This is a genomic window from Larsenimonas rhizosphaerae, assembly GCF_026240105.1.
GTDB lineage: Bacteria > Pseudomonadota > Gammaproteobacteria > Pseudomonadales > Halomonadaceae > Larsenimonas > Larsenimonas rhizosphaerae.
In genome coordinates this window covers 62330-78636 of sequence record NZ_JAPIVE010000002.1, presented here as the reverse complement: position 1 = coordinate 78636, position 16307 = coordinate 62330, and the positions used below count along the sequence as shown (strand labels likewise).

Below are 16307 nucleotides of genomic sequence, written 5' to 3'. Positions count from 1 at the left end.
GCCTTTTTTGTCAGCAGGGAATAATACTTCCTGCTAATGAGGTACACGAATACTGGCGTAGGTCGGTTCGCCAAGGGCATTTGAAAGCGCCAGCTGGGCACTTGAAAACCGCGTTTCCGTCAGGGAAAGCACCGGTGGCGCCTGGCTAATGGCCAATGTCTGTTCCTGCTGCTTGCGAGACAGTACGCCCAGGCGTTCATCCCGGGGGGGGACACCAAAGAACTCCCGGTAGCACTTGGAAAAATGGGGCGTGGAAACAAATCCACAGGCCGAGGCGACATCAATGATCGACAGGGATGTCTGCTTGAGCAGCTGTCTGGCACGCGTCAGGCGAAGCTTCAGATAATATCGGGAAGGCGAGCATTGAAGGTATTTCTGAAACAGGCGTTCAAGCTGACGACGTGATACATCAACATAGCGCGCCAGCTCACATAGGCTGATCGGCTCTTCAAGATTGGATTCCATCAATGCCACGGTATCAAGCAACTTGGGCTGGGTCGTTCCAAGGACGTGCTTGAGGGGAACACGCTGGTGATCCTGCTCGTTACGCATTCGCTCATAAATGAACATTTCCGATATGCCGGCCGCCAGTTCACGCCCATGATCGTGAGCAATGACGTTGAGCATCATGTCCATCGGCGCCGTGCCACCTGATGCGGTGAACCGATTCCGGTCAATACAGAATAACCGTGTCGTCAGCGCAATACCGGGAAAGGCTTCCTGCATGGAGGCCATGCACTCCCAGTGCGTGCTGCTTTCATATCCATCAAGCAGACCGGCTCGAGCCAGCGCCCAGCTGCCGGTACAAACAGCCCCCATGCGAGAAAGACGTCGCGCCTGCTGCTGAAGCCATACCACATGGCTTCGCGTAACGTAGCGACCCGGAGCAACGCCACCGCAAACCACTACATCATCCAGCGACGGCACCGTACTGAAGGATTCATCGGGCGTGACCATCAAGCCGTCACTGGCACGGAGGGGCTGACCATCGGCGCTGATGGTATACCAGCGATACAATTCCTCGCCTGCCAGTTGATTGGCCATACGCAAGGGCTCAATCGCAGAAGCCAGTGAAATCAGGGTGAAATTTTCAAGAAGCAGGAATCCCATACATCGTGGGTGGGGAGACGGGTCTGCGCCCTGATACAACGTACTGTTTGTCATGAAATATCTCCTCAACCATTTTTCTATTTATTGCTTGTTATCGGATATTCTGGCCCGGAAGTGCGTGTCCGGTGGAGTGTGCAAGGCAGGTGTGCGTTACAACATCAGGTCAGGGTAAATAATCACACCTTTAAGTCGCTCTGTTATATCAATTATCTCCATCGTTGATACGATGGCGGATAGCCCCTTCTTATAACCACTGCATCCAAAGCTATGTGTCATGGCTTTTTTTGGATCTGACCCGCACCAGGAAGCCTGTCCGCCATGCATTCGTTGATTATTCTGGACCGTGATGGCGTCATTAATGAAGACTCCCCACATTACATCAAATCGGTAGATGAGTGGATACCGATACCTGGTGCTATCGAGGCTATCGCAGCACTCTATAATGCAGGGTATACAATTGCTGTCGCGACCAACCAGTCAGGTATCGCTCGACAGCTTTTTGATGAAGCAACCCTGGCGGCGATGCACAGCAAAATGTGCTCACTGGTAGAGAAGGCAGGCGGTCATATTGCGCATATTGCCTGGTGCCCCCACGGCCCGAAAGACAACTGCCACTGCAGAAAGCCGTCCCCTGGCCTGCTGGAAAGCATACGCGACACACTTGGCTATCAGGACCTGAAAAGCAGCTGGATGGTTGGTGACAGCCTGCGCGATCTTCAGGCAGGCGACAGGGTTGGGTGTCGTCTGGCGCTGGTCAGGACCGGGAAGGGTGAAAAAACAAGTCATGAGCTTGCCGCCCTGTCACATCCCGATAGCGTAATCGTGAGCGAATCACTGGCAGAATTTGCTGCTCGTCTTCTTGACTTTCATGCAGACACACCGTAAAAAAAGATGCCCTGAGGGGCATCTTTTTTCCATGTTTCATGTGAAACATTATTTAATTGGCTGATCACTTAACGCTCGATATCAAGACCTCGTGATTCGTCGATTCCCAGTCGGATATTCATGCACTGGACCGCCGCTCCAGCCGCGCCCTTGCCCAGGTTATCCAGGCGGGCCATCAGGGTCATGCGCTGGCTGTTACCAAATACGAACAGGTCGACCCGATTGGTATCATTGCATCCCTGAACATCAAAAAATCCCTGATCAAGATTGGAAGCATCGTCATCTGCATTCATCACTCGAACGAACTGTTCTCCGTCGTAGTGAGCCTTGTAGGCATTGACGATATCCAGCGTAGTGGTGCCGTCTTTCAGCTGCGCCGCATGCAACGGGATACTGACCGTCAGCCCCTTCAGAAAAGAGCCCACGACTGGCACGAAGACTGGAGCATGGCCCAGCCGCGCATGAAGTGACATTTCCGGAAGATGCTTGTGCTCAAGCCCAAGCGCATAGCTCCGCGGGCTATCAAGGCGAGAATTATCTGCGGCCTCGTACTGGGCAATCATCTGCTTGCCACCACCACTGTACCCGGTCAGTGACGTCGCACTTAACAGACTGTCTTCAGGGAGAAGGCCGGCATCAACCAAAGGGCGTGTCAGAAGAATGAACGCCGTTGCATGACATCCCGGGTTGGCAATGCGATGACTGGCACGAATCGCTTCGCGTTGCCCGCTGGCAAGTTCGGGCAGTCCATAAGCCCATGATGGATCAGTACGAAATGCCGTACTGGCATCGATGACCGTGGTATCAGGATTTTCAAGCATTGCCACGGCTTCGCGTGATGCATCGTCGGGCAGGCAGAGAAATGTAATATCGGAGGCGTTGATCAGTCGCGCCCGCTCACTGGCGTCCCTGCGCCTTTCTTCATCGATGCGCAGCAGCTCGATGTCATCGCGTACAGCAAGATAATCCATCAAACGAAGTCCGGCTGTACCTGACTGGCCATCTACATATACCTTCGGTGCCATGCAATTCTCCCTATCTGATTATCTCGATGACTTTGATCATCATAACGTAGATTCAGGCAGGCCTCCGAGTCCAAATATGCATAAAAAAAGCCGGCGCAATGCGCCGGCCAGAATGTTTCACGTGAAACATTGATTCATCAGAACCTATACGTCCAGATTGGCGATCAGAGCGTTGCTTTCAATGAAGTCACGACGCGGCTCGACCTCATCACCCATCAGGGTATTGAACATCAAGTCTGCCGCAACAGCATCTTCAATGGTAACGCGCAGCATGCGACGCGACTGCGGATCCATCGTGGTTTCCCACAGCTGCTCGGGGTTCATTTCGCCCAGCCCCTTGTAACGCTGCACACTGAACCCGCGGAGCGCTTCCTTCATCAGCCAGTCAAGTACGTCGCTAAACGTGGTAACCGACTGCTTCCGCTCTCCACGGGCAATGAAGGCGCCCTCTTCAAGCAGACTGTCCAGTTCCTCGCCCAGCTTTGTCATGGTGGCATAGTCAGCAGACCGGAAGAAGCCGGCACCCAGCGGGTAGTCCGTGGACACGCCATGAGCCGACAGGGCAACACTTGGAAGGTAGACTGACTGCTCTTCATCATAGCGCAGTTCAAAATGGTAGCTGGGCCCACCTTCATAGGCGACGACCGTATCCATTTTGGTCTGAATCAGCGTCAGCCAGTGCTGCATTGCAGCCTGATCAGACAGCATATCTCCGGAAACTGCCGGCACTTCGATCAGCTTGCGCAGTACTTCGATGGGGTAGACGCGGCTCAGCCGGTCAATGCGAGCCATGGCCGCACGATACTGGTTAACCAGGGTTTCAAGCCCCTGCCCGCCAAAACCGGGGGCATCAGCGTTGACATGCAACAACGCACCATCCAGTGCTGTCGTGGTCAGGTAATCCTGAAGCGCCTGCTCGTCCTTCAAATACATTTCCTGCTTGCCACGCTTGATCTTGTACAGCGGCGGCTGAGCAATGAAGATGTGCCCCCGCTCGATCAGTTCGGGCATCTGGCGGAAGAAGAAGGTCAAAAGCAGCGTACGAATGTGCGACCCGTCAACATCGGCGTCGGTCATGATAATGACCGAGTGATAACGCAGCTTGTCCGGGTTGAACTCTTCTCTACCGATCCCGCAGCCCAGCGCGGTGATCAGGGTACCGACTTCCGCTGAAGACAGCATCTTGTCGAAGCGAGCCTTTTCAACGTTCAGTATCTTGCCCTTGAGCGGCAGGATGGCCTGAGTACGGCGGTCCCTGCCCTGCTTGGCACTTCCCCCGGCACTATCACCCTCCACCAGATAAAGCTCCGATCGGGTGGGATCCTTTTCCTGGCAGTCCGCCAGCTTTCCAGGCAGACCGGCGATATCGAGCGCACCCTTTCGCCGCGTCATGTCTCGCGCCTTGCGCGCAGCCTCACGCGCCCGAGCAGCATCGAGCATCTTGCTGACGATGGCCTTTGCTTCGCTGGGCCGCTCGATCAGGTATTCGCTGAACTGACGGCTCATCTCCTGCTCTACAGCCGTCTTGACCTCGGAGGAGACAAGCTTGTCCTTGGTCTGAGAGGAGAACTTGGGATCCGGCACCTTGACGGAAATAATCGCTGTCAGGCCTTCTCGTGCATCGTCACCGGAGGTAGCCACCTTGGACTTCTTCTGAATATCCTCGGATTCGATATAACTGTTCAGGGTTCGTGTCAGCGCTCCCCTGAAACCAGCCAGGTGGGTACCGCCATCACGCTGTGGAATATTATTGGTGTAGCAGAAAATGTTTTCGCTGAAACCTTCATTCCACTGCATCGCCACTTCAACCGCTATGCCATCTTCCCGCTCCATATTGAAATGAAATACGGGGTTGAGCGCTGTACGGTTCTGGTTGAGGTGATTGACGAAGGCATGCAATCCGCCCTCGTAATGGAACAGCTCCTCACGACCATCCCGTTCGTCCTGCAGGCGAATGGCTACACCGGAGTTCAGGAAGGACAGTTCACGCAGGCGCTTGGCCAGAATGTCGTATTGAAACTGAATATTGGCAAACGTTTCCGAAGATGGGCGGAAAGTCACCATGGTACCGGACCGGTCGGTCTTGCCAACCACCTTGAGTGGCGTCTGGGGCACACCATGCACATATTCCTGCTCGTGCACCTCATTGTTGCGCCAGATGGTCATGGTCAGTTTTTCTGACAACGCATTGACGACGGACACGCCGACCCCGTGCAGACCGCCCGACACCTTATAGGAGTTGTCATCAAACTTGCCCCCTGCGTGGAGCACCGTCATGATGACTTCGGCAGCAGATACACCTTCTTCCTTGTGTATATCCGTCGGTATACCACGGCCATCATCTGAAACAGACACCGATTCATCCGGGTGAATCGTCACCAGAATTTCGCTGCAGTGCCCGGCCAGTGCCTCATCGATCGAGTTATCCACGATCTCGAAGACCATGTGATGTAACCCGGTGCCATCGTCGGTATCACCGATATACATCCCGGGACGTTTACGAACAGCATCAAGTCCCTTTAGAACCTTGATACTGGTTGAATCGTAAGCATGTTCGCTCATTGCCCGCTCCATATGGAATCACGCCGCCGTTAATCGTCCGTCCGAGACGTGAAAGTGGGCCACATCAGCGGGCACACTCCACACGTCATCCAGCAGATGTCGATCAATGCCGGTAAGAAAAGTCTGACATTTCATGTGTTCAAGAAGACCGCAGAATGCCTGTCGGTGCTCCTCGTCAAGTTCAGCTGCCAGGTCATCAATCAAATAGATGCATTGACGCCCCGTCGCCTGTTCGAGCCACCACCCCTGGGCCAGCTTCATGGCACTGACTACAAGCTTCTGCTGCCCGCGCGACAGAACCTGTGCCGCCGGGCGTGTACCCACCCTGAGCCGTAGATCAGCACGCTGGGGGCCCTGCTGGGTGAAGCCCATTTGCCGATCTGTTGTGGCGCTTTGCTCAAGCACCTCAATCAGCGAACGTGCCTTGTCCCATCCACGGTAGTAACGCAGCTGCAGATCCGGCAGGCTGATCAATCTGCTCAGCAACTGCTCGAACACCGGCAGAAAGGACTGAATATAGTCACGTCGCAGCACATCAAGCTGCTCTGCATACCGCGCCAGCTCTACGTTCCAGGCGTCAAGTGTCTGACCGTCCATTCTATCATGTCTGAGCAGCGCATTCCGATGTTTCAGTGCCCGGCGGGCAGCACGCCACAGATCGAAGAATTCATGTTTCACGTGAAACACGCCCCAATCGAGGAATTCACGACGGGCTGCCGGAGCACCATCAATCAGTCTGAAGGCGTCCGGATTGATCAGTTGCAAGGGAAGTTTTTCAGCCAGTACCGCAACACGGTCTACCCGCTGACGATCCATTTTGAGCTCGACGCCCTCCCCCTGCCGCAGTCGGCGAACTCCCAGAGGTACAGGTACTTCACCTGCGAGGCGGCCAAATACCGTCAGGGCAGCTTCGTCATGCATGATCGCCTGTTTGAGTTGATGCGTTCGAAAGGAACGAGCCAGGCCCAGAATATGAATACCTTCAAGCAGACTGGTCTTCCCGCTGCCATTGGCTCCGGTAATCAGATTGATATGGGCCGAGGGTGTCATGTCTACCGAGGCGAGGTTACGAAGCCCGGTACAGCGAAATTGATCAAGTGGCATAGGCAGGCATCAACCAGAAACGGGGCCCTTGGGCCCCGTTACCAAGGAATGGCAGATTAAAGGCGCATCGGCATGACAACATACAGCGCGTCACTGCCACCCGGAGCTTCCAGCAGAGCACTGCTGTTGGGGTCGGACAAGGTCATCTGGACCTGCTCACACCCGAGAACATTAAGAACATCCACCAGGTAACCAACGTTGAAGCCGATTTCCAGTGCGCTGCCCTGATACTCTACCGACACATTTTCCTCGGCCTCTTCCTGATCAGGATTATTGGCGGTGACCCGCAGGTTACCTTCATCCAGATTCAGGCGAACACCACGATACTTCTCGTTGGAAAGAATCGCGGTGCGCGAAAGGACCTGACGAAGCTCTGCTCGATCGGCGCAGAACTGCTTGTCTCCTCCCTTGGGGACAACACGCTCGTAGTCCGGAAACTTGCCGTCAACCAGTTTGGACGTAAACGTGTAATTACCGGTGTGCGCTCGCAGGTGATTATTCCCCAGCGTCAGCGTCAGCGGCTCGTCGCTGTCATCCAGCAGGCGTGCCAGTTCCAGTACACCCTTGCGCGGCAGAATCATCTTGAACGGCTTGTCGAGCGTGAACTCGGCATCACGGGCACATACGGCCAGGCGATGTCCATCGGTGGCCACTGCACGTACCAACTGATCACGCAGATCAATGAGCATACCGTTGAGGTAATAGCGAACATCCTGCTGCGCCATGGCAAAGGATGTTGCATCAATCAAATGCTTGAGTGTCCCGCGGGTCAGCGTAATTTCGGCTTCGCCCTGGCCTTCATCAATGTTGGGAAATTCCGCGACTGGAAGTGTCGACAATGTGAAGCGTGAACGACCGGCACGCAGTATGGCCCGACCTTCTTCAACAGCGATGGTGATATCAGACCCCTCTGCAAGGGATTTACAAATATCCATCAGCTTGCGCGCCGGCACTGTTGCCGAACCGGCAACATCTACCGTAGCCGGCACGGTACGTCCTACCAGTTCAACTTCAAGATCAGTACCGGTCAGGGACACGGAATCATCTTTTACATCGATCAATACGTTCGACAGCACCGGCAGGGTCTGACGACGCTCGACGACACCTGCCACAAGCGTCAGTGGACGCAAAAGGGCTTCACGGGAGATGGAAAATTTCATGACACGTCACTCTCGCATCGAATAATGGGGTAAAACAGGGAGTGTGGCGACCACGTCGCCTCGTCGCCCATCAGCTGGTCAACAACCGCAGAAGATTCTTGTAGTCTTCGCGAATGTCGGCGTTTTCTTCCTTCAGTTCGGCCACCTTCCGGCAGGCATGCAACACCGTGGTGTGGTCGCGACCGCCAAAGGCGTCGCCAATCTCCGGCAGACTGTGATTGGTCAGTTCCTTGGCAAGCGCCATGGCCACCTGGCGAGGGCGGGCTACCGAACGGGTGCGGCGCTTGGAATGCAGGTCAGCCACCTTGATCTTGTAATACTCGGCTACCGTACGCTGAATATTATCCACACCCACCTGCTTGTCCTGCAGTGCCAGCAGATCCTTCAATGACTCTCGGATGAAGTCCTGATCGATTGGCCGGCCCATGAAGTGGGAATCAGCGATGACCTTTTTGAGGGCGCCTTCAAGCTCACGCACGTTGGAACGAATCTTCTGGGCAATGAAAAAGGCAGCATCATGAGGAAGATCGACCTTGGCCTGATCGGCCTTCTTCATCAGAATAGCCACACGGGTTTCCAGCTCCGGAGGCTCGATGGCAACCGTCAACCCCCAGCCAAAGCGCGATTTCAGACGTTCTTCAACACCGATGATCTCTTTAGGATAACGATCCGAGGTCAGAATCATCTGCTGCCCACCTTCAAGAAGCGCATTGAAGGTATAAAAGAACTCTTCCTGTGAGCGCTCCTTTCCGGCAAAAAACTGAATGTCATCAATCAGAAGCGCATCGACACTGCGATAAAAGCGCTTGAAGTCATTGATGGCATTAAGCTGCAGCGCCTTGACCATGTCTGCTACAAAGCGTTCGGAATGTAGATAGACAACACGTGCATTATCCCGAAGACCGGCAAGGTGATTGCCAACCGCATGCATGAGGTGGGTTTTACCCAGCCCCACTCCCCCGTAAAGGAACAGCGGGTTGTAGGCGCCACCCGGATTTTCGGCAACCTGACGAGAGGCGGCTCGGGCAAGCTGATTCGACTTGCCCTCAACAAACGTCTCGAAGGTAAAATTGGGATTCAGACCACTGTGGTGATTCAGGCTGCCTTCAACCTGAACATGACGCTCGCTGCCAAAGGCACGGGGAACGGCCGGTGCAGACTGGGAGCCGCGTGCGTGCGGCTCGGCAAAGGAGCGTTCCTGTCGGCTGGGCATGCTCATCCGCCCGGCAGAAGGCATTTTGGGCGGTGGCGCTGCCTCGGGCTGCTCCGGCACCGCCGGCTCGGCAGCCACCGGGTCAGCCACAGGATTTGATACACTGCGACGGCTACCAATACCCAGCGTCACCTTTGGCGGCCTGCCCGGCGATAGCTCACGCATTATTTCGTTGATGCGTTTCAGGTATTTGTCCCTGACCCAGTCCCGGACAAAGCGGTTGGGCGCCAGAAGGGACACTTCATTGGAAGCGTCGACGGCATCGGCCTGCAGGGGGCGTATCCAGGTATTGAATTGCTGGGAGCTCAATTCATCCTGCAGATAGTCAAGGCATTTCTGCCATAGCGCGATAGACACATGACCTCACGGGGATTGACCTGAGCAAAGCCGGCATTGTAGCGATTACCGCAAGGGTTATCCACATCATATCAGTCGACAAAACCGCATGTGGATAAGTTGTGGAGCCCCAACCAACTGATATAAACACAGAATTTGGCCCATAACTTCAGTGGCGAGAGAAGTTATCATTGAAGTACCCACAAAATTATCCACACCCTGTTTTGCGCTTTCGTACAGGTCAAAACCCCGTACTGGCGCGCCCTGTTGCGTGCCAATGCAAGTCGTGTGCTCAATAAAAATTGCACCCAGGGCCCGAATTCACTAGAATCCCCGCTCTTGACCGGAGCGTGTCCGCAAGGAACCTCCACGATTTTCCGAACTGTTTTTCACCCCAACTACCTCCTGGGAATCAGCTATGAAACGCACATTCCAGCCCAGCGTGCTCAAGCGCAAGCGTAATCACGGTTTCCGCGCTCGTATGGCAACCAAAAACGGCCGTCAGGTCATCTCTCGTCGTCGTGCGAAAGGTCGCAAGCGTCTGAGCGCGTAATCGTTTCCTGATGGCAACGTATGGCTATACACGCTCCTTGCGACTCTTGAGTAGCCGGGAGTTTCAGCATGTCTTTGACAACGCGTGTTTCAAGGTGCATGGCAAGGGGCTACTGGCTCTGGCCTGTGCCAACGACCTGGACCATGTCCGGGCGGGCATGGTGTTTGGCAAGAAATCCATGCGACGCGCCGTCGATCGGAATCGATTAAAACGTCTGACACGCGAATCCATTCGCCTTCGTCAGCATTGGCTACCCGCCGTGGATATCGTAGTGATTTCCAAACGTGGTGTGGCAGACCTGGACAGCGAGACCCTGCAGCGCCAGCTTGACGGCATGTGGCGGCGGCTTGAACAGGACGTCAAACGGAAAAACCGCAAGGTCTCTCCCGCTTGATCATGCGAGTACGAAGGTCATGGCCTACAGACGTCAGATGCTCCGCCCGACCAGCATGTCACAGTGACTGGCTCGGGCGCTTCTTCGTCTGGACCCGACATACACCCTAACCGGGCTTAACACGCATGGACCTGAAACGACTCCTTTTCGTGATACCTCTTGCCGTGGTGACCTATCTGATGGTCATTCAGTGGAATCAGGACTATCACCAGCCGCAAGATAACGCCCCGAATACTCCGGCACTGGCAAGCCAGGGCAGCGATGCGAATCAGGCACAGGGCCTGGATGCTCCCGAGCACACCAGCGAACTGTCCGGCAGTGGCAACAATGCCTTGTCAGCCGATGGCAAGCCTTCAAGCGCCAATGGCGAAAGCCGGCTCATCAGAGTCGATACGGACGTATTGAATCTTCGTATCGATCCGCGAGGAGGCGATATTGTCTTTGCTTCCCTGCCGAAACATACCCAGCGTCTGGGCTCTGATCGTCCCTTTATCCTTCTGGCCGATGGCAAGACACTCGACTATGTCGCCAAGTCCGGTCTTGAGCTGAACAATCACAAGGGTCGCCTGACCTATACGCCGGAAAAGACCGACTACCGGATGAGCGATGATCAGAAGACACTTACCGTCGATCTGAAAACGTCGCTTAAAGGTCTGGATATTACCAAGCGCTTTACCCTCGATCGTGACAGCTATGCCATCAAGGTCGAATATCTGGTCAATAACAATGGCCAGCAGCCGGTATCGGCACGCTTCATAGGTCAGTTGGCACGCGATAACAGCGATGACCCCACCAGCGGTGCAGGCGTGGGTGTTCATTCCTATCTGGGCGCTGCATTCTCGACGTCTGAAGAGCCTTACCAGAAGGTCAGCTTTGAAGACATTCAGGATGGCGCGTTCAAGAATGTTGAAAGCCGCGCCGGCTGGCTGGCGATGATTCAGCACTATTTCGTGGCGGCCTGGGTACCTGACGCCAACGAGCAAAACCTGTATTACGCCACCGTTGACGGCCAGAAACGCAACGTGGCTGCCTTTGCAAGCCCGTCTCAAAGTGTCGCACCCGGCCAGCAGGCAACACTGGATGCCACGCTTTACGTCGGGCCCAAGATTCATGAACGTCTGGAAGCGCTGGCGCCCAAGCTTGACCGCACCATCGATTTCGGCTGGCTGTGGTTTATCGCTACTCCGCTGTTTCTGATCCTGAAGTTCATTCACGGCATCATCGGCAACTGGGGCTGGTCCATCATTCTGCTGACCTGTTTCGTCAAGGCCGTTCTCTTCCCGCTGTCTGCCAAGGCTTACAAGTCCATGGCAAAAATGCGCAAGATGCAGCCCGAGATGCAACGCATCAAGGAACTGCACGGCGATGATCGCCAGAAGATGTCGCAGGAAATGATGAAGTTCTATCAGAAGGAGAAGATCAACCCGCTGGGTGGCTGTCTCCCGATGGTCATTCAGATGCCGGTCTTCATCGCCCTGTACTGGATGCTGATGGAATCCATCGAGCTGCGCCATGCGCCGTTCATGCTCTGGATTCATGACCTGTCCGCACAGGATCCATACTTCATCCTGCCGATTCTGATGGGCCTGTCGATGTTCCTGCAGCAGCAGCTGAACCCGACACCGCCGGACCCGACTCAGGCGAAGATCATGAAGATGCTGCCGATCATATTCACCTTCTTCTTCCTGTGGTTCCCGGCAGGCCTGGTCCTTTACTGGATCACCAACAACTGCCTGTCAATCGCGCAGCAGTACTTTGTCACCAGGCAGGTTGAACGTGGCGACAAGGATGACAGCGACAAGGGAAGTAAACCCGTCAAGAGCTAATGCCTTCCCTGCCTCGAACGCCTCCGCATCTGCGGGGGCGTTTTTCATGGTACCGGGGTCAGACGCGTCATTGAGGCTACCAGGCATAATATCCTGCCCGCCCTCCTGCTAGACTGCAGGTCAGTATTGGCAACGTTAACAACGTCTTCATCAAAGGAACGAGAAATGAGCATCAACCCTCATGCCGGACACTCCCCAGAGGCGCAGGATCTCGCCCACCTGCCGCGTCTGGTGTCGCGCTATTACAGCGAACAGCCCGATCCCTCCGACCCTGCACAACAGGTGGCCTTTGGCACCTCAGGCCACAGAGGTTCGTCTCTGAAGACCAGCTTCAACGAGTGGCATATCCTGGCAACCACACAGGCCATCTGTGAATATCGCCACAGGGAAGGTATCAGCGGGCCGTTGTTCATTGGCATGGATACTCACGCCCTTTCCGAGCCAGCGTTTGTTTCAGCACTTGAAGTCCTGGCCGCCAACGGTGTTGAAGTACGCATTGATGCAGGGTGTGAGGAAACAGGCGGTGAGCCCGGGTATACCCCTACGCCCGCCCTGTCGCATGCCATTATCGAATACAACCAGGGCCGCGAAAGTGGCCTGGCGGATGGCATCGTCATCACCCCCTCACATAATCCGCCGGTAGATGGTGGCTTCAAATACAACCCACCCAACGGTGGCCCGGCGGATACCGACATTACCAAATGGGTCCAGGAACGCGCCAATGCGCTGCTGACAGCCCGGCTAGAGGGCGTCAAACGGGTCAGCTACACCGACGCACTGGCTGCAGAGACCACTCAGCGCTTTGACTTCATGGACAGCTACATCAGCGGGCTGGACCAGATCATCGACATGGATGCCATCCGCGAGTCCGGCCTGAGTTTCGGTGTCGACCCCCTGGGGGGCGCCGGAGTACATTACTGGCCACGCATTGCCAAACATTACAGCCTGCCGCTTGAAGTCATCTCGACCACGGTCGACCCGACCTTCCGCTTCATGCGGCTGGACTGGGATGGCAGAATTCGCATGGATTGCTCCTCGCCCTATGCCATGGCCGGTCTTATCGAGAACAAGGACCGGTTTGACGTGTCCTTTGCCTGTGACACCGACCATGACCGTCACGGCATCGTGTCTCGTTCTACCGGCCTGCTGAACCCCAATCACTACCTGGCCGTTGCCATCGAGTACCTGTTTACTCATCGCCCTCAGTGGGGCGACAACATGGCCATCGGCAAGACACTGGTATCGTCATCAATGATCGACCGGGTTGCCAAGGGGCTGGGCCGTCAGGTGGTGGAAGTTCCGGTAGGTTTCAAATGGTTCGTCAATGGCCTGACTGACGGCAGTCTGGGATTTGGCGGCGAAGAATCCGCCGGGGCGTCATTTTTGACGAAGGATGGCAGCGTCTGGTCCACGGACAAGGATGGCATTATCCTGGGTCTGCTGGCCGCTGAAATCACGGCGGTGACCGGCAAGGACCCCGGCCAGCGCTATCAGGCACTGACCGAACAGCATGGCGCACCAGTCTACGCGCGCGTGGATGCCCCCGCAGACAGGGATCAAAAGGCGCGCCTGGGCAAGCTGTCTCCCGACCAGGTGACTGCTGACAGCCTTGCAGGTCATCCGATCACACGAATCCTGACGGAAGCCCCGGGGAATGGCGCCTCCATCGGGGGATTGAAAGTGGAAACGGATGCGGGCTGGTTTGCCGCACGCCCCTCCGGCACGGAAGATGTTTACAAGATCTATGCAGAGAGCTTTGAAGGCGAAGGCCACCTGAAGCAGATTCAGGAAGAAGCCAAGGCGCTGGTTGACCAGGTATTGGCCGGCTGAGCCCTCTTCCCTCGACGGAAGGCCAGCGCATGCGCTGGCCTTTTTCATGTTACTGGATCAACGCTTCCCCGGGGCCGCTCCGGGCCGACACATGTCAAAACGTTGCTGTTCACTGACCGTGAAGTAACTTGCCGGGCCACCAGCACGCATGATGGGCTCCGCGGCGGCCGTTTGGTAAACCCCGTCATCCAGCAGGTTCTGCTGAATATGAACACCGACAACCTCACCCATTACCAGCCATGTATCCAGCGCCGTCCCGTCAGCCGATTCCAGACGGATCAACTGCGATAGCCGACATTCAAAGGAAACGGGCGTTTCCCTGACCCGCGGCACGCTGACAACGCGAGAGGGCTCGGGCGTAAGCCCCGCCAGCACAAACTCATCTACCGAGGCATCGACGCTGTCACAACTGGTGTTCATGGGCTCGGCCAGGGTACGTGTGGCCAGATTCCAGCAGAACTCCCCGGTCGCCTCGATATTACGCACACTGTCCTTCCAGCCGATGCTTGAAAACCCGATCAACGGCGGCGTGTAATTGAAGGCATTGAAAAAACTGTATGGCGCCAGGTTGAGCCTCCCCTCGGCGTCATGAGATGAAATCCACCCGATGGGGCGGGGTGCCACGATGGCATTGAAGGGGTCATGCGGCAACTCATGCCCATGACGTGGTTCATAAAAATGGAAGGAACGGGACATACGGTCTCCTGACGTATCGTTGACTCTCTGCCGGCCGCTGCAGCAACCGGCAAACCATGCAGGCACTATAGCAGCGGCCCGATGACCCGGCCTTGCGAGACACCTGGAGAGCATCGACAATACATCCACTGCGGCCATACCCGCTCGCCTTTCATGACTCAGGACATTTCATGCTCGATCAGGACACCATCTGTGCACTGGCCACCCCTCCGGGGCGGGGCGGTGTAGGTATCATACGTCTCTCCGGCCCCAGGGTTCCCTCGCTTGCCAATGCACTGCTCGGGTTCGCACCTGCCCCCCGGCATGCTCATTACGGCCCATTCATGGGCGCAACAGGGCAGGTACTGGACGAGGGGCTGGCGCTTTACTTTCCGGGGCCCAACTCCTTCACCGGCGAAGATGTCCTGGAGCTTCAGGGCCACGGCGGCCCAGTCATCATGGACTGGCTGCTGGAGCGCGCCATCGAACTGGGCGCCCGACTCGCCAGACCCGGCGAGTTCTCTGAACGCGCCTTCCTGAATGACAAGCTCGACCTTGCCCAGGCCGAAGCCATTGCCGACCTGATTGATGCCAGCTCGCGCCAGGCCGCTGAAAATGCACTGCGTTCGCTTCAGGGTGATTTTTCCAGGCGTGTTTCGGCACTGGTACAGCAGCTGATCGAACTACGTGTCTATGTTGAAGCCGCCATGGATTTTCCGGAAGAGGAAATCGATTTTTTGAGCGACGGCCATGTCGCCAACAGGCTTTCCGAAGTAAAGCAAGTACTCACTTCGGTAAGAAAGGCCGCAGGACAGGGCACACTGATGCGCGAAGGCATGACCGTCGTCATTGCTGGGCGACCCAACGCGGGCAAGTCCAGCCTGCTGAACCGGCTCACCGAACAGGACACTGCCATCGTGACCGACATCGCCGGCACGACGCGAGACGTCTTGCGTGAGTACATTCACCTCGACGGTATGCCGCTGCATGTTGTGGATACGGCCGGGCTTAGAGACACTCCGGATGCTGTCGAACGTATCGGCGTACAGCGGGCCTGGGAGGAGATCGAAAAGGCAGATCGAGTGTTGCTGATGGTAGATGCCGCTGCGACCGAGGCACTGGACCCAATGGTCATCTGGCCGGAATTTGTTTCTCGATTGCCGGATCCGGCGCGGCTGACACTGGTGCGCAACAAGGTAGACACAACCGGTGAAGAAGTAAGCGCTGACTTGCACTCTACGCCTCCTGTAGTGCGGATCTCCGCCCAGAATGGCGATGGCGTGGAGCATCTGAAGGCTCACCTGAAGGATGTCATGGGCTTTTCATCAACTACCGAAGGCCGGTTTTCGGCCCGTCGGCGCCACCTGGATGCGCTGGATCGAGCGGGACGAGCGCTGGACAGTGGCATTGATCAACTGCATGGCGCCTCTGCCGGTGAACTTCTGGCCGAAGACCTGCGGGCAGCTCAGGAAGCCCTGGGTGAGATTACCGGTGAATTTACTGCCGATGACCTTCTCGGTGAAATATTCGGCAACTTTTGTATCGGCAAATAAATCCTGTGCACAAAACGCGCGATGCTGTCAGCAGCATGGCACTGACAAGGGAAGGACAGAAAATATAAAAGTGAGTGCCCA

13 protein-coding genes are annotated in these 16307 nt (G+C 56.0%); 6 read left to right on the top strand and 7 right to left on the bottom strand.

Features of this window, described 5'->3' with window-relative positions; genetic code table 11:
- Nucleotides 1–33: 33 nt before the first annotated feature.
- Entirely contained in the window at nt 34–1164 is a 1131-nt protein-coding gene (gbdR, locus tag OQ287_RS06900; RefSeq protein ID WP_250934755.1) for a choline metabolism transcriptional regulator GbdR, read from the bottom strand.
- A 264-nt stretch (nt 1165–1428) separates the two neighbouring features.
- Here gbdR and gmhB point away from each other — a divergent pair, with 264 nt between their 5' ends.
- Nucleotides 1429–1995: a D-glycero-beta-D-manno-heptose 1,7-bisphosphate 7-phosphatase gene (gene gmhB / locus OQ287_RS06895; RefSeq protein WP_265895960.1), complete on the top strand. Its 567-nt coding sequence runs from the start codon at nt 1429–1431 to the stop codon at nt 1993–1995.
- Between the two features lie 68 nt (nt 1996–2063).
- Here the strand turns inward: gmhB and argC are convergent, their stop codons facing one another.
- The 5 genes from argC to dnaA form a co-directional block, all read right to left on the bottom strand.
- On the bottom strand, nt 2064–3020 hold the full coding sequence (gene argC, locus OQ287_RS06890; RefSeq protein ID WP_265895959.1) for an N-acetyl-gamma-glutamyl-phosphate reductase: 957 nt from the start codon (nt 3018–3020) through the stop codon (nt 2064–2066).
- Nucleotides 3021–3164: 144 nt separating this feature from the next.
- Nucleotides 3165–5582, bottom strand: coding sequence for a DNA topoisomerase (ATP-hydrolyzing) subunit B (gene gyrB / locus OQ287_RS06885; protein WP_265895957.1), 2418 nt, complete (start codon nt 5580–5582; stop codon nt 3165–3167).
- An 18-nt stretch (nt 5583–5600) separates the two neighbouring features.
- The gene (gene recF / locus OQ287_RS06880; protein WP_250934748.1) at nt 5601–6686 is read right to left on the bottom strand and encodes a DNA replication/repair protein RecF; all 1086 of its coding nucleotides are present in this window, start codon (nt 6684–6686) and stop codon (nt 5601–5603) included.
- A gap of 56 nt (nt 6687–6742) precedes the next feature.
- The gene (gene dnaN / locus OQ287_RS06875) at nt 6743–7846 is read right to left on the bottom strand and encodes a DNA polymerase III subunit beta (protein WP_265895956.1); all 1104 of its coding nucleotides are present in this window, start codon (nt 7844–7846) and stop codon (nt 6743–6745) included.
- Between the two features lie 70 nt (nt 7847–7916).
- Nucleotides 7917–9416 (bottom strand): chromosomal replication initiator protein DnaA, encoded by a 1500-nt coding sequence (gene dnaA, locus OQ287_RS06870; RefSeq protein ID WP_250934744.1) that lies wholly within the window; start codon nt 9414–9416, stop codon nt 7917–7919.
- A 397-nt stretch (nt 9417–9813) separates the two neighbouring features.
- Between dnaA and rpmH the strand changes: the two genes are divergently transcribed.
- From rpmH to pgm, 4 genes are all read left to right on the top strand, one after another.
- Nucleotides 9814–9948: a 50S ribosomal protein L34 gene (gene rpmH / locus OQ287_RS06865; RefSeq protein WP_086623304.1), complete on the top strand. Its 135-nt coding sequence runs from the start codon at nt 9814–9816 to the stop codon at nt 9946–9948.
- Between the two features lie 37 nt (nt 9949–9985).
- The gene (rnpA, locus tag OQ287_RS06860) at nt 9986–10342 is read left to right on the top strand and encodes a ribonuclease P protein component (RefSeq protein ID WP_322974105.1); all 357 of its coding nucleotides are present in this window, start codon (nt 9986–9988) and stop codon (nt 10340–10342) included.
- A 125-nt stretch (nt 10343–10467) separates the two neighbouring features.
- Nucleotides 10468–12168, top strand: a complete 1701-nt coding sequence (yidC, locus tag OQ287_RS06855; RefSeq protein WP_265895954.1) for a membrane protein insertase YidC — start codon at nt 10468–10470, stop codon at nt 12166–12168.
- Between the two features lie 165 nt (nt 12169–12333).
- On the top strand, nt 12334–13998 hold the full coding sequence (gene pgm, locus OQ287_RS06850; RefSeq protein WP_265895952.1) for a phosphoglucomutase (alpha-D-glucose-1,6-bisphosphate-dependent): 1665 nt from the start codon (nt 12334–12336) through the stop codon (nt 13996–13998).
- 57 nt (nt 13999–14055) lie between these two features.
- Here the strand turns inward: pgm and OQ287_RS06845 are convergent, their stop codons facing one another.
- Complete coding sequence (locus OQ287_RS06845) at nt 14056–14694, bottom strand: flavin reductase family protein (RefSeq protein WP_265895950.1); 639 nt, start codon at nt 14692–14694, stop codon at nt 14056–14058.
- Between the two features lie 170 nt (nt 14695–14864).
- Between OQ287_RS06845 and mnmE the strand changes: the two genes are divergently transcribed.
- On the top strand, nt 14865–16226 hold the full coding sequence (mnmE, locus tag OQ287_RS06840; RefSeq protein ID WP_265895948.1) for a tRNA uridine-5-carboxymethylaminomethyl(34) synthesis GTPase MnmE: 1362 nt from the start codon (nt 14865–14867) through the stop codon (nt 16224–16226).
- Nucleotides 16227–16307 lie beyond the last annotated feature (81 nt).